Below are 13,015 nucleotides of genomic sequence, written 5' to 3' on the forward strand. Positions count from 1 at the left end.
GTTTGAACGGTTGGCTTACCGCTGCGGCTCGATAATCACTTTGCCCGTCGTCTTGCGGTCGAGCATGTCCTGAAAGGCGCGGGGGCTGTCGGCCAGGGCGTAGGTGGGGCCGACCTGCGGGACGACCTTGCCGCTGGCGATGAGCGGCGTGAGGCCCTGCGCCGCCGCCGCCGAAATCCGGGGGTCGGTCATCAGCGAGGTCAGCCACAGGCCGGTCACGCTGATATTGCGCTTCATCAGGGCGGCGGGGTTGAGGCTCACTTCCTCGCGGCTGGCGTTGCCGATAAAGACGATGCGGCCCAGGGGCGCGACCATCTTCAGGCTTTCCTCGAAGCGGGCGCCGCCGACGGCTTCGAGGAGCAGCGGCACGCCCTGGCCGCCCGCCGCCTCGCGGACCTTCTGCACACGCTCGGGGTCGTCCTGCAAGATCGTCACGTCGGCGCCGAGGTCACGGGCAATTTGCAGTTTTTCCTCGGTGCTGGCGAGCGCAATCACCTTCATGCCCAGGGCCACCGCCAGTTGCACCGACGCCGTGCCCAGTGCCCCCGCCGCCGCCTGCACCAGCACCCACTCGCCCGCTTCGCCGCGTCCCAGGGTTTTCAGTGCGTGGTAGGCGGTCATGTACGACACCGGAAACGCCGCCGCCTGCGCGGGAGTAAACGAGTCGGGCACCGGCACCAGCCCCGCCGCCGGGACCGCCGCGTACTCGGCCAGGCCCCCCGTGCCGCCGAGCGCCGCGACGCGCTGGCCGACCTGTACGCCGCTCACGCCTTCGCCGAGGGCTTCCACGGTGCCCGCCAGTTCCATGCCGGGAATGTGCGGCAGCTTGGGCGCGGTGAGGTACTGGCCCGCCACGTTGAGCACGTCGGCGAAGTTGACGCCCACCGCTTCCACCCGGAGCAGCACCTGACCGGCGCGGGGGGCGGGGCGGGGCACGTCGCGCAGCTGCATCACGTCCGGGGTGCCGGTGCGCTCGACCAGCATGGCCTTCATGGTTTCAGACATAGGGCGAAGATAGCGGGCGGCAGGCCGGGAAGCGCCGGGTGGTCTACGTCGGTTGGGCCGTCGGGTGGGCCATGACCTCGCCCACCGCCGCCACCGCCGCCTTCTCTCCGCGCTCCACCTGCGCCCGCAACTCGCGCAGCCGGGCGGGGTCGTGTCCGGCGAGAAAGGCCCGCCACACGGCCTCGCGCAGCAGATCGTCGAACCACACGGCGGTCTGGGCGCGGCGCTTGGCGGCGAGGTCCACGGTGGCCGCGTACTCCTGAATCTTGGCCCACAGTTCGGGAATGCCCTCACCCGTCACCGCCGAGGCCCGCAGCGCGGCGGGGCGCCAGGGCGCGTCGTGGGGGGTCAGCAGGGTGAGGGCCGAGCGCAACTCGGTCTGGGCGCGAATGGCCGCGCGGGGGTCGGTGTCGGCCTTGTTGACCACGCACAGGTCGCTCATTTCCATGATGCCGCGCTTGATGCCCTGCAATTCGTCGCCCGCGCCGTGCAGCGTGAGCAGCACGAACAGGTCGGTCATGCCCGCCACCTGCGTTTCGCTCTGGCCCACGCCCACCGTTTCGACCAGCAGCACGTCGTAGCCCGCTGCCTCGCACAGCGTGATCGTCTCGCGGGTGCGCCGGGCCACGCCGCCGAGCGTGCCGCCCGAGGGACTGGGGCGAATAAAGGCGTTCGGATGCACGGTGAGCTGCGGCATCCGCGTCTTGTCGCCCATGATGCTGCCCCCGGTGCGCTTGCTCGACGGGTCCACCGCCAGCACTGCAACTTTATGGCCCGCCTCCGCCAGAAACATCCCCAGCGCCTCGATCAGCGTGCTTTTGCCCACCCCCGGCACCCCGGTCAGCCCCACGCGCAGCGAGTGGCCCGCGTGGGGCAGCAGTTCGGTCAGCAGGGCCTGGGCTTCGCGCTCGTGTTCGGGGCGGTGGGACTCGACCAGCGTAATCGCCTTGGCCAGAGCGCGACGATTTCCCGCCAGCAGCGGCGCGGCCAGGGGGTGAGCGGGGGACATGAGAAGGAGGATAGATGATGGGTGATGGTTGATGGTTGATGGTTCCGCTTCGCTGATGGATGATGGAAAAAGACGGAGAAAACGTGCTTCTCAGCCCTGCCGCAGCCTTTCCAGGGAGTGCTTGAAAGCCCCTCTATCCAGCCAGAGTTGCGTCCAACCTCCGCCATCTGACCTATCCCATCCCACACGGCAAGCTGCCAGCATAGGCCCATGACCCCCTTCGCCCTGCGCGACCCCGTTTATCCCGCCGACGCCGCAGCGATTGCCCAGGTACGCAGCGCCGCCGACCCGAGTTGGCCTGTGACCGCCGAGGGGGTGCGGCACGAGTTTGAGAGCCGCGACCCCGACTTTTTTCAGACGCAGGTGGTGGCCGAGCAGGGCGGGCGCGTGGTGGGCGTCGGCGGCATCGGGCACGACAGCTTTTCGCACGAGGACTGGCGCTACTGGGGCGGGCTGCATGTCCACCCGGACGCACGCGGGCAAGGCGTCGGCACCGCTCTTTACGACGAGCTTGTGCGGCGGGTGCGCGGGCGCGGGTCCAGGGAAATCCGCACGATGCTCAGCGACCTGCCCCACGACGCGGCGGGCGTGGAATTCCTGAGAAAGCGGGGCTTTGCGGCAAAATGGGAACGCTACGAATCCAGCCTCCACACGCGGGATGCCGACCTGCACGCCTTCGACGCCCTGATGGCGAGGGTGGAGGCGGGCGGCGTCCGGCTCAAATCGCTCCCCGAACTGGCAGGCGACCCCCGGCGCAACCGCTTGCTGTACGAACTCGACTGGCTGCTGTTTCAGGACGTGCCGATGGGCCTCACCCTCACCAGGCGCTCCTTCGAGCAATGGGTGAAGGACGAACTGGACGACCCCTCGCTGCGGCCCGAGCTGTCCTTCGTGGCGGTGGACCCCACGCGAAACGACCCGCTGACCGGGCCGTATGTCGGCTACAGCACCATCGGCTGGAATGCGGCAGGAAACTACGCCTACATCGGCATGACGGGCGTGCGGCGCGAGGACCGGGGGCGCGGAATAGCCAAAGCGCTCAAGGTGGCGGCGATGCGGGCACTTCACGCGGCGGGCGGCGGCGAAATCAAGACGTTCAACGACTCGCCCAACAGAGCGATGCTGGGGATGAACGAGCAGTTGGGCTTCCGGCGCACCGCCACCCGCACGCGCTACGAACTCACTTTGAAGGAGGAATCATGACCACCATCCGACCCGCTACCCCCGCCGACCTCGCCGCCGCGCTCGACATCTACAATGCCGTTTATCCCGACCACGCCAAGACCCTGGAAGAAACCGAGCATTTTCTGGCAGGGTTGCGGGACAACCCCCTCCAGCCGCACGTTCAGGACTGGCTGGCCGAAGTGGGCGGGCGGCCCGTCGGCACGGCGCGGCTGTGGCAGGCCCCCTGGATGTTTCACCCGGACCGCTACCACCTCGAACTGGCGGTGTTGCCCGAGTTCAGGCGGCGGGGCATCGGCGCGGCGCTGTTCGGGACGGCGCAGCGGCACTGGCAAGGACGCGGAGCACGGGAAGTGCTGGCAGGCGCGAAAGAAACCGAGGCCGACGCGCTGCCCATGCTGGAGCGCCAGGGCTTCCGCGAAGTGATGCGCTTTTTCGACAACGTGCTGCGGCTGGACGGATTCGACGCGGCGCAGTGGGAGGCCGAGATGCGGCTGCCGGAAGGGGTGCGGGCCGCCACCTTTGCCGACCTGCAAACGGAACTGGGTGAGGAAGCGGCGTGGCTGGCGTACTACGCCTGTCAGACCGAGGCGCGGCTGGACGTGCCCAGAACCGCGCCCGCCACCCACACCCCGTTCGAGGAGTTCGTCAAGCACCGTTCCCAGCCCAGACTCGTTCCCGAGAACATCTGGCTGGCGGTCACGGAAGGCAGTGAAGTCGTCGCCCTGTCGGAGTTGTGGCGTGACTCCAGCGACCCGGCGCGGCTGAACATCGGCCTGACGGGGACGCGGCGGGCGTGGCGGCGCCGGGGGCTGGGACTGGCGCTCAAACTGCGCGGCATGGTGCAGGCCCAGCAGCACGGCATCCGCGAAATCTGGACGAGCAACGCGAGCAACAATGCGCCCATGCTGGCGCTGAACGACCGCCTCGGCTTCCGGCGCCAGCCCGCGCATGTGGAGTGCCAGTGGGGTGGGGCAGAAGACCGCCGGGCATAAGCACAGGCCACACGCGACTCCGTACACTGTTCGTCACATGACACTTCCCACCCCTTCGCGGCCTGCCGCTGCCTTGCCCGCTTCCCCGTTGCCCAGTCCCTGGGTGCTGTCGGCGTTCTGGTTCGGCACGGCCTTTTTGTGGCTGATGCTGCTCACCATCTACATGCCCGCGCATGTGGTGGGCTTTATGGGCGAAGGCAACAAGGGCACCTACCTGGGGCTGCTCAATGCCATCGGCGCGGCGATTGCCCTGGTCGTGCCGCCGCTGGTCGGGGCGCACTCGGACCGGACCGGGCGGCGGCTGCCCTACCTGCGCCTGGGCGTGGGGGTCAACCTCGCGGGCCTGACCGTGATGGGCGCGGCGGTGGCGCTGCTCGCCGGAAGCGCGGGGTTCTGGATCTACGTGCTGGGCTTCGTGCTGGTGCAACTGGGCAACAACTACGCCACCGCGCCGTACTCGGCCCTGATTCCCCAGCTCGTGCCGCCGGAGCAGCGCGGGCGCTACAGCGGGGCGATGGGGACCTTGCAGGCGCTGGGGCAACTGCTGGGCGCGGCGGCGGGCATCGCCATCGGCAGCCACTACGGGGTCAGCCTGCCCTTCGTGCTGATGGGGCTGCTGCTGCTGGGCGCAGCGGTGGTCACCCTCCGGGGCGTGGTGGAACGGGCGGAACAGGTGGCCCCCACCGCGCCGGGCCAGGTGATGTCCTGGCGTGAACTGTTCGCCCACGCGCCGTTCAGGTGGGTGTTCATCACGCGGGTGCTGTTTGCGCTGGGACAGTACAGCGTGCAGCCCTTTTTGCAGTACTACGCGGGCGACGTGCTGCGGCAAAAAGACCCGGTGATGAGCAGTTCGCTGATGCTGGCGTGCATCGTGGTCGCCTCCATCATCTCGGCGGTGCTGGGCGGGCGGCTGAGTGACCGCATCGGGCGCAAACCGGTGATTTATTTCGCGGGGACGGTCATGACCGTCATGGCCCTGCTGCTGCTCGCCGCGCCGAGTTTTGCCGTGGCACTCGTGCTGGCGTTCTGCTTCGGCCTGGGCTTCGGGGCCTTTACCAGCGTGGACTGGGCGCTGGGCGCCGACGCCATGCCGAGCAAGAGCAGCTACGCCCGCGACATGGGCATCTGGCACGTCGCCTTCGTCGCGCCGCAGTTCGTCAACCTGCCGATGGGCGGCCTGCTCGACTGGGGCAACCGTCAGGGCGAAAACTTCGGCTACGTGCTCGTGTTCGGCAGCGCGGCGCTGTTTTTCCTGCTGGGCGTGGTGCTGGTGCGCAACGTGCCCGAGAGCAACCGGCACGGGAGCGCAGGGCAGGGCTAATACGGATTCCGATTGAATCCAGCAGATTTCTGGATTCAATCCGACTGAAAGGAGTAGAAAAAAATACGGATTCCGCGATATGGATGCACAGGCGGCGCTTTCCCGACTGTGCAGGAATTTAGCGGAATCCGTATAAGCTGCGCCGCCCGGCGGCAGCAAAAGGGGCACAGCGCTCACTGGCCTGTGCCCCTTGTTGCTGCCCGAACTTTATTTGAACGTGCCCGCCCGCACGGTCACCAGTTTGGCCGGGTCCACGTATTTGCGCAGCGCGGCCTGCGCGGTTTGCGGGGTCACGGCCCTGACCCGCGCTTCGTACTCCTTGCTGAAGGCGTAGGTGCGGCCCAGGTACGCCTGCGAAGCGAGGGCGCCCGCCAGCGCCGCGTCGTCACTGCGGCCCAGGCGCAACTCCTGAAGCAGCGCCGACTGCGCGGCCGCGACTTCCTGCGCGCTGAAGCCTTCCCCCAGGGCGCGGGCGTGTTCTTCGCGCATTCCGGCGCTGACCTTGTCGGTGTTGGCCGGGTTGAAGATGGCGTAGCTGACGAAGCTGCCCTGCTCGTCCTCGCTGCTGGTGCTCACGTTGCCGCCCACGGTATAGCTCAGGCCGTCTTTTTGCCGCAGCCGGGTAAAGAGGCGCGAGTCGGTGCCCGCCCCGAACATCCGCATGGCGACGTCGAGCGCGGCGGCGTCGGGGTGGTCGTCGCGCAGCGGGAAGTTGAGCTGGGCGACATACACCGCGTTGGCCTTGTCGGGCACGTTCAGCACGAGGTCCTGCGCCGCCGGAGTGGTCAGCGGCAGCCGCACGCGCTCGTAATTGACTGCGCTCTCGAAACCGCCGAGCAGCGTGGGCAGCGCCGCCCGGATGGTCTGCGGGTCGAAGTCGCCCACCACGCCGAGTTGCGCGTTCGCCCCGTTCCAGACCTTCGCATAGTAGTCGCGCACCTGCGCGAGCGTGACGGCGCGGACATCTTCCAGGCCCTCGTCCAGCGTGGGCACGTAGGCGAGGTCGCCGCGCTCTGCTCCCTGCGGCATAAACGCGCGGGAGAGCGCCCGCCCGGCCACCGCCTGCGGGTCGTTGCGGCCCGCTTCCAGCCCGTCGAGCGCGGCCTTTTTCAGCTCGTCGAAGTCGGCCTGCGGAAAGACGGGTTCGCGCAGCACCTGCCGCAGCAGCGCCAGGGCTTCGGGCAGGTGCGTGCGGTCGGTGCTCAGCGTCAGGTCGGCGCCGCTGGCACTCGCGCTGACGCTGAGCTGCGTTTTGGCGGCTTCGAGGCGGTCGCGCAGTTGCTGACGGGTCAGCGTCTGGCTGCCGCGCAGCAGCAGTTCGCCCACGAATCCGGCGGCGTCGCCCCCGGTCCGGACCGTCTCCGGATTGCCGAAATCGAGGCTCAGCACCAGTTCGACCCGCTCGCCGCGCGTCTTTTTGGGCAGCATGGCGACCCTGGCCCCCGCCACCGTCTCGCGCAGCACGCGGGCTTCGAGGGCGTCGGGTTCGGGCGCAATCGTTTCCCCGGCACTTTGCGCGGCGCGGCCCTGAAAGTTCTTGAGCATTTCGGCGGCACTCGGCGCAGCGGGCACGGCCACCCGGTCGGGCTGCTCGGTGGGGATAAACACTCCCAGCGTGCGGTTGGTCGGCTTGAGGTACTGCGCGGCCACCCGCTGCACGTCGGCGGGCGTGACCTTTTCCAGGGCGTCGCGTTGCTGGAAAAACAGCCGCCAGTCGCCCGCCGCAATCGCTTCGGACAGGGCCACGCCCACCGCCTCGGGCTTGGCGAGCGCCTGCTCGTAGGCACTCAGCACGCGGGTGCGGACGCGGGCGACCTCTTCCTCGGTGAAAGGCGTCCTGGCGGCGTTTTCCAGGGTGGCGAGCAGGGTGGCCTGTGCCCTGGCCGCGTCGTCCGTCTTGCCCAGCACCGCGATGTACATCGCCAGTCCGGGGTCGCTGCCGGGCTGGGAGATGGCCCCTGCGCCCGTCGCCTGCCCGCTTTGCACCAGCGCCTGATACAGCCGCCCGCCGGGTTCGTCGCTCAGCATCTGGTCGAGCACCTGCAGCGCCGCCGAATCGGGGTGCCGGATGCTGGGAACGTGGTAGGCCGCCAGCAGGTACTGCGCGTCCCCCACGCGGCGCACGGTCAGGCTGCGTTCGCCGTCCTGCGGGTTTTCCTCGGTGTATTGCCGGGGTAGCGTGCGCCAGGGGCGGCGAACCTTGCCGTAGCTGTCGGCCATCAGGGCCAGGGCCTGCGCCTCGTCGAAGTTGCCCGCCAGTGTGACCACCGCGTTGTCCGGCTGATAGTAGGTCTTGTAGAAGGCCTGAAGGTTTTTAATCGGCACGTTTTCCACGTCGCTGCGGTTGCCGATGGCGGTGTTGCCGTAGTTGTGCCAGTCGAAGGCCACCGAGCGCACCTGTTTGTACAGCAGCCCGACGGGGTTGTTTTCACCGGCCTCGAACTCGTTGCGCACCACCGTCATCTCGGTCTTCAGGTCGTCTGCGCTGATGCGCGAGTTCACCATGCGGTCGGCTTCCATCCGAATCGCCCATTCGAGGTTGTCGTCTGTATTCGTCAGCGTCTCGAAATAGTTGGTGCGGTCATCGCTCGTGGTGCCGTTGAAGCTCGCGCCGCGCTTGCTGAGCTGCTCCATCAGGTTGCCGCTGGTCGGCGTGCCCTTGAACACCAGGTGTTCGAGCAGGTGCGCCATGCCGGTTTCGCCGTAGCTCTCGTGCCGACTGCCGACGAGGTAAGTGGTGTTCAGGGTAAACGTCGTCTGCGAGGGGTCGGGAAACAGCAGCACCTTCAGACCGTTGTTCAGACGGTATTCGCGGATGCCTTCGACCTCGGTCACGAACCGGACGCCTGCCGGGAGCGCAGGGCGGGCCGCAGCAGGCGTGGTCGTAGGAGGCGTGGTGGTCGTCGTGGCAGGGGCAACCTGAGCCGCAGCAGGAACGCCGAGCAGCAGCAGGGCCGTCAGAAACAGGGGAGAGGAAAAACGCATGAAACCTCCGTGAAAGGGGCGAAAAGACGACGGGCCGACAGGGCACCATACGGGCTGTCGGCTGGGAAGGTTCCAAATGAAAAGCGTTCGGCAGAGTGCACTGCCTCTGCCGACGCTGGGGGAAAAGAGTTTTGGGGCTTTTTTTGGCCCCTCCCCCCTTGTGGGGGACTCGTATGAGCTGCTTGCAGAGGTTGGGAGGGGGGCGTCCAGACTAGCCTTTTTCTGCCCGATGCCTTATACGGATTCCGATTGAATCTGGTCGTTTCAGATTCAATCCGACTTGCAAAGCTGCGCAGCAGAGCGGATGCGAGTAGGAAAAAATACGGATTCCGCGATATGGATGCACAGGCGGCGCCTTCCCAACTGTACAGGCCCGACTGTGCAGGAATGAAGCGGAATCCGTATTACAGCGTCTCTTTCGCCAACCTCCACGCCCGCTCGAACACCTCGCCGCGTTCGGGGCGGGCCATCAGGTGCGCCAGCCCATCGGCCAGACTCATGGGCGGCACGTTGACCTCGGAGTGGCGCGTGCGGCCCCCCCACTCGGCCACGGCGCGGGCCACGTCCAGCGTCGCCTCGGCGTCGAGGGCAAAGCGCACGGGCTGACCGTCCGGGCCTTCTCCGCGCAGCTCTGCGCCGCACAGGTCGCCGTTTTCGCGCCCGCAGTGGCCCGCCCTCAGGGTCAGGCCCCGCAGGTCGGCCCAGCCCAGGCAGGAGGCGACGAAGCCCGCGTACAGCCGCGCCGGGAGGTCGTTGACGCCGGAGTAGCGCACCGTCAGCTCACGGACGTGCGGCAGTTGCCGGGCGGCGTCGGGGGCGTCGAACAGTTGCGCCAGGGCCTCGCGCCAGCTGGCCGAGCGGCTCCAGCCCAGGTCGGCCAGGGCGTAGTGCCGCGCCGGGGGAATGTCCAGCGTCAGGCTGTCGGCGATGACCTGGTCGGCGAGTTCGGTCAGCTCGGTCAGCAGCGCCCCCGCCGGCTTGCTGTCGGCCCCCCACCAGACATGGTTGACGGTGGCGGGACGTAGCAGCGGCAAAATCGCCCCCTGAAGCTGCTCGGGGTCGGCGTCCAGCGTCAGGCGCTCGACATACAGGCCGCCGGGCTGCGCGACCAGGGCCGCCTCGACCTTCAGGTCACCCCCGCCGTCCATCACGCCGATAATCTGCCGCCCGGCGTAGCGGCCTTCCAGCCCAGCCAGCGCCTCCTCGACCCGCTGACGGTGCTTGCGGATGGTCAGCGCCACGATGTTGCCGGTGTAGGCCCGCGTCTCCACCTGCGTCTGCGCCCACAGCTCGTCGAGCGCCCCCTGCGCCCCCCGGACGGTGGTGGGAACGGGGCCTAGCATGCGGGCCTCCGGTACGCGGGGAGAGTGGAGGGTAAAGGGAGGAGGGAAAGGTGCTGTTTACCCTCTACCCTCCACCCTTTCCTCTTCGCACCCCTCACAGTCGCCTCCAGCGCCGCCCGGCCCCGATCAGGTCGTCGGCCTCGTCTGGCCCCCAGGTTCCCGCCGGATAGTTGGGGAATTTGGGCGCGGGGGCGTCCTCGCCTTCCCAGGCTTCGAGGATGCCCGAAACGATTTGCCAGGCGTGGTCCACCTCGTCCTCGCGGGGAAAGAGGGTGGCGTCGCCCAGCATCGCGTCGAGCAGCAGGCGGGAATACGGGCTTTCGAGTTGCGCGCCGAAGGCGTCGTAGCGGAAATCCATCACCACTTCGCGCAGCACCATTTCCTGCCCCGGCGACTTGGAGGAGAACTTGAGGCTCACGCCTTCGTCGGGCTGAATGCGGAAGGCCAGCACGTTGCGCTCCAGCCCGCCCGGAAACAGGCCCAGCGGCGGGCGCTTGAACACCACCGCGATTTCGGTGACTTTCTTGGGCAGCCGCTTGCCGGTGCGCAGGAAAAACGGCACGCCCTGCCAGCGCCAGTTGTCCACTTCCAGCTTCAGCGCGACGTAGGTGGGCGTGCGGCTGCCGCGCTTGACATCGGGTTCCTGCTTGTAGCCCGGCACCTTCTCGCCGGCCATCGTGCCGGGGCCGTACTGCCCGCGCACGGCGACTTCGGGCACGCGCTCCGCCGGAATGGGCTTCACCGCCCGCAGCACCTTGACCTTCTCGTCACGGATGGCGTCGGCCTCGAACGCCGAGGGCGCTTCCATCGCGGTCAGGGAAAACAGCTGCATCAGGTGGTTTTGCAGCATGTCGCGCACCACGCCCGCTTCCTCGTAGTACCCGGCGCGGCCTTCCAGGCCCAGATCCTCGGACGCGGTGATTTGCACGTGGTCCACGTAGCCCCGGTTCCACAACGGCTCGAAAATGGCGTTGCCGAAGCGAATCGCCATCAGGTTCTGCACCGTCTCCTTGCCGAGGTAATGGTCGATGCGGTAGACCTGCGACTCGTCCCAGACGCGGTGAATGGCGTCGTTGAGTTCGCGGGCGCTGGCGAGGTCACGCCCGAAGGGTTTTTCGATGACGAGCCTGCGCCAGCCGTCCTTCTCTTCTTGTAGCCCCACCCGCCCCAGGCCGTTGCTGATGGGTTCGAAGAGGCTGGGCGGCGTGGAGAGGTAGAACAGCGCGTTCTTGCGTCCGCCGTGGGTACTCTCGGCGCGGTCGAGTTCGGTCTGGACCTTGTGGTACACCTCGTCTTCGCTGAACTCGCCGTACTCGTAGTAGAGCAGTTCGCGGAACTTTTCGAGGCTGCCGGGTTGCGGCGCGTCGGTTTCCTTGCTCGTTTTCAGGGCCTCCAGTGCGTAGTCCCCAAACTGTTCGTCGGTCATTTCCTGACGGCCCACCCCGACGATGTTGAAGGCGCTGCCGAGCAGTCCGTCTTGCCACAGCCCGAACACGGCGGGCAGCAGCTTGCGCCGGGCGAGGTCGCCGGTCACGCCGAAAATCACCAGCGTGGCGGGTTCAGGGGCGCGGGTGCGGCGCATGGCAGCGCGGAAGGGATTTTGCCCGTCGGCCCCGGCGTCGGTGCTTTTGGGCACGCGCTGGCGCGATTTCCTGGGTTTGGAGGCGGGCGCCGCAGCTTTGGCCGCCTTCGGTTCAGCCGCCTTGCGGGGGGTCTTTGGGGTCTTTCTGGTGGTCATTCGTTGCCTTTCTGGTCACCCGTCACCCGGTTCTGGCCGGTTTCACCGAGTTGCTGCGCGGCGCTCTGGGGGCTGGCCTGGGCGGTAGCCGCAGCGGGGATGTTCTCGGGTGCGGCGGCGCTGGGGTGTTCGCCCGCCTGCACTTCGGGCACCAGGCCTTCTTGCTTGGGCGTTTCGATGGTCTTGACCGCGTGCCCCCCGAAGGCGCGGCGCATGGCCGAGAGCATCTGGCCCTGGTAGCTCACGTCCTGCTGGCTGCGAAAGCGCATCTGGGTGGCGAGCGTAATCACCGGGGTGGGCACCCCGAGTTCGATGGAGTCGATGATGGTCCAGCGCCCTTCGCCCGAGTCGGCCACGTAGTCCGAGAGGGCGTTGAAGTCCGCCGAGTTCTTCAGGGCCTCGGCAGTCAGGTCGAGCAGCCAGCTTCTGACCACGCTGCCGTGCCGCCACAGCTCGGCAATCTGGGCCATGTCCAGGTTGAAGTCCTTGTGCGCCTGCATCAGCTCGAAGCCCTCGGCGTAGGCCTGCATCATGCCGTACTCGATGCCGTTGTGGACCATCTTCACGTAGTGACCCGACCCGCTCGGTCCCATGCGGCCCCAGCCCCGGTCCTTGGCGGGTGCCAGAGTCTCGAATACGGGGCGCAGTCGCTCGACGGCTTCTTCAGGGCCGCCAATCATCATGGCGTAGCCTTCCTTGAGGCCCCACACGCCGCCCGAGGTGCCCACGTCCACGAAGTGCAGGCCCCTGGCCGCCAGCGCCTCGCCCCGGCGCTGCGTGTCGTGGAAGTTGGAGTTACCGCCGTCGATGATGATGTCGCCGGGCGCAAGGCGGCCCGCGAGGTCGTCGATCACGCTCTGGGTGATTTCGCCCGCAGGTACCATCACCCACACGGCACGGTTTCCCGGTTCGCCCAACGCCGCGATAAAGGCGTCCATATCGCGTGTGGCGGTGGCCCCGTGCGACTCGATATTCGCCAGCGCTTCTTCGCTGCGGTCGTAGCCGACCACCTGTTGCCCGCCTTGGAGGAGACGCAGCACCATGTTCCCGCCCATCTTGCCCAGCCCGATCATGCCGATGTTCATAGTGACCTCCTGGGGCGTGGAAGCGGTTCCGCCCGCCTCGGCCCGAGTTGCGGGCATGATAGCCGCCGATGCCCGGCGCTTGGGGCGCGGGCCTCCCGTACGGGATCGGAGACTCGGGACAGCGCCGCCAGCTCCCCCGCGCCGTATGGCTTCCTGCGCGTTCTGTTCGAGAAAACAGAACTCCCCCGGGCGACCTGCCTCAGGGGAGTCTCTTCGATTGGTTCGGCTCAGGGTGGCCCGGCTCGGGAGGCTGTGCTCATACGGATTCCGCTTCATTCCTGCACAGTCGGGCCTATACAGTTGGGAAGGCGCCGCCTGTGCATCCATATCGCGGAATCCGTATTTTTCCTAC

9 protein-coding genes are annotated in these 13,015 nt (G+C 67.7%); 3 read left to right on the forward strand and 6 right to left on the reverse strand.

Features of this window, described 5'->3' with window-relative positions:
- Positions 1-15 precede the first annotated feature (15 nt).
- Positions 16-1,005, reverse strand: a complete 990-nt coding sequence (locus tag G6R31_RS02965) for an NADPH:quinone oxidoreductase family protein (protein ID WP_025567880.1) — start codon at positions 1,003-1,005, stop codon at positions 16-18.
- Positions 1,006-1,048: 43 nt separating this feature from the next.
- A complete protein-coding gene (gene meaB / locus G6R31_RS02970; protein ID WP_017870909.1) occupies positions 1,049-2,014 on the reverse strand; it encodes a methylmalonyl Co-A mutase-associated GTPase MeaB in 966 nt (321 codons plus the stop codon).
- 210 nt (positions 2,015-2,224) lie between these two features.
- Between meaB and G6R31_RS02975 the strand changes: the two genes are divergently transcribed.
- From G6R31_RS02975 to G6R31_RS02985, 3 genes are read left to right on the forward strand one after another with little or no spacing between them, the layout of a single operon-like run.
- A complete protein-coding gene (locus G6R31_RS02975; protein ID WP_017870910.1) occupies positions 2,225-3,217 on the forward strand; it encodes a GNAT family N-acetyltransferase in 993 nt (330 codons plus the stop codon).
- Positions 3,214-4,191, forward strand: a complete 978-nt coding sequence (locus G6R31_RS02980) for a GNAT family N-acetyltransferase (RefSeq protein ID WP_017870911.1) — start codon at positions 3,214-3,216, stop codon at positions 4,189-4,191. The genes G6R31_RS02975 and G6R31_RS02980 overlap by 4 nt, the downstream gene beginning before the upstream one ends.
- A gap of 37 nt (positions 4,192-4,228) precedes the next feature.
- Positions 4,229-5,512, forward strand: a complete 1,284-nt coding sequence (locus G6R31_RS02985; protein WP_051056498.1) for an MFS transporter — start codon at positions 4,229-4,231, stop codon at positions 5,510-5,512.
- 207 nt (positions 5,513-5,719) lie between these two features.
- Here G6R31_RS02985 and G6R31_RS02990 read toward each other — a convergent pair whose 3' ends face one another.
- From G6R31_RS02990 to gnd, 4 genes are all read right to left on the reverse strand, one after another.
- The gene (locus G6R31_RS02990; RefSeq protein WP_017870913.1) at positions 5,720-8,497 is read right to left on the reverse strand and encodes a M16 family metallopeptidase; all 2,778 of its coding nucleotides are present in this window, start codon (positions 8,495-8,497) and stop codon (positions 5,720-5,722) included.
- Positions 8,498-8,901: 404 nt separating this feature from the next.
- The gene (locus G6R31_RS02995; protein WP_017870914.1) at positions 8,902-9,840 is read right to left on the reverse strand and encodes a glucose-6-phosphate dehydrogenase assembly protein OpcA; all 939 of its coding nucleotides are present in this window, start codon (positions 9,838-9,840) and stop codon (positions 8,902-8,904) included.
- Between the two features lie 94 nt (positions 9,841-9,934).
- Complete coding sequence (gene zwf, locus G6R31_RS03000) at positions 9,935-11,578, reverse strand: glucose-6-phosphate dehydrogenase (protein WP_017870915.1); 1,644 nt, start codon at positions 11,576-11,578, stop codon at positions 9,935-9,937.
- A complete protein-coding gene (gnd, locus tag G6R31_RS03005) occupies positions 11,575-12,663 on the reverse strand; it encodes a phosphogluconate dehydrogenase (NAD(+)-dependent, decarboxylating) (RefSeq protein ID WP_017870916.1) in 1,089 nt (362 codons plus the stop codon). The genes zwf and gnd overlap by 4 nt, the downstream gene beginning before the upstream one ends.
- Positions 12,664-13,015: the final 352 nt, after the last annotated feature.

Origin of the sequence: Deinococcus wulumuqiensis R12 (genome assembly GCF_011067105.1) — a bacterium.
Classification (GTDB): Bacteria; Deinococcota; Deinococci; order Deinococcales; family Deinococcaceae; genus Deinococcus; species Deinococcus wulumuqiensis.

Bases quoted from the DNA above. Each gene is read 5' to 3' on its own strand.
- gnd (WP_017870916.1), bottom strand. From the start codon at position 12,663: ATGAACATCGGCATGATCGGGCTGGGCAAGATGGGCGGGAACATGGTG.
- G6R31_RS02965 (WP_025567880.1), bottom strand. From the start codon at position 1,005: ATGTCTGAAACCATGAAGGCCATGCTGGTCGAGCGCACCGGCACCCCG.
- G6R31_RS02980 (WP_017870911.1), top strand. From the start codon at position 3,214: ATGACCACCATCCGACCCGCTACCCCCGCCGACCTCGCCGCCGCGCTC.
- meaB (WP_017870909.1), bottom strand. From the start codon at position 2,014: ATGTCCCCCGCTCACCCCCTGGCCGCGCCGCTGCTGGCGGGAAATCGT.
- G6R31_RS02975 (WP_017870910.1), top strand. From the start codon at position 2,225: ATGACCCCCTTCGCCCTGCGCGACCCCGTTTATCCCGCCGACGCCGCA.
- zwf (WP_017870915.1), bottom strand. From the start codon at position 11,578: ATGACCACCAGAAAGACCCCAAAGACCCCCCGCAAGGCGGCTGAACCG.
- G6R31_RS02995 (WP_017870914.1), bottom strand. From the start codon at position 9,840: ATGCTAGGCCCCGTTCCCACCACCGTCCGGGGGGCGCAGGGGGCGCTC.
- G6R31_RS02985 (WP_051056498.1), top strand. From the start codon at position 4,229: ATGACACTTCCCACCCCTTCGCGGCCTGCCGCTGCCTTGCCCGCTTCC.
- G6R31_RS02990 (WP_017870913.1), bottom strand. From the start codon at position 8,497: ATGCGTTTTTCCTCTCCCCTGTTTCTGACGGCCCTGCTGCTGCTCGGC.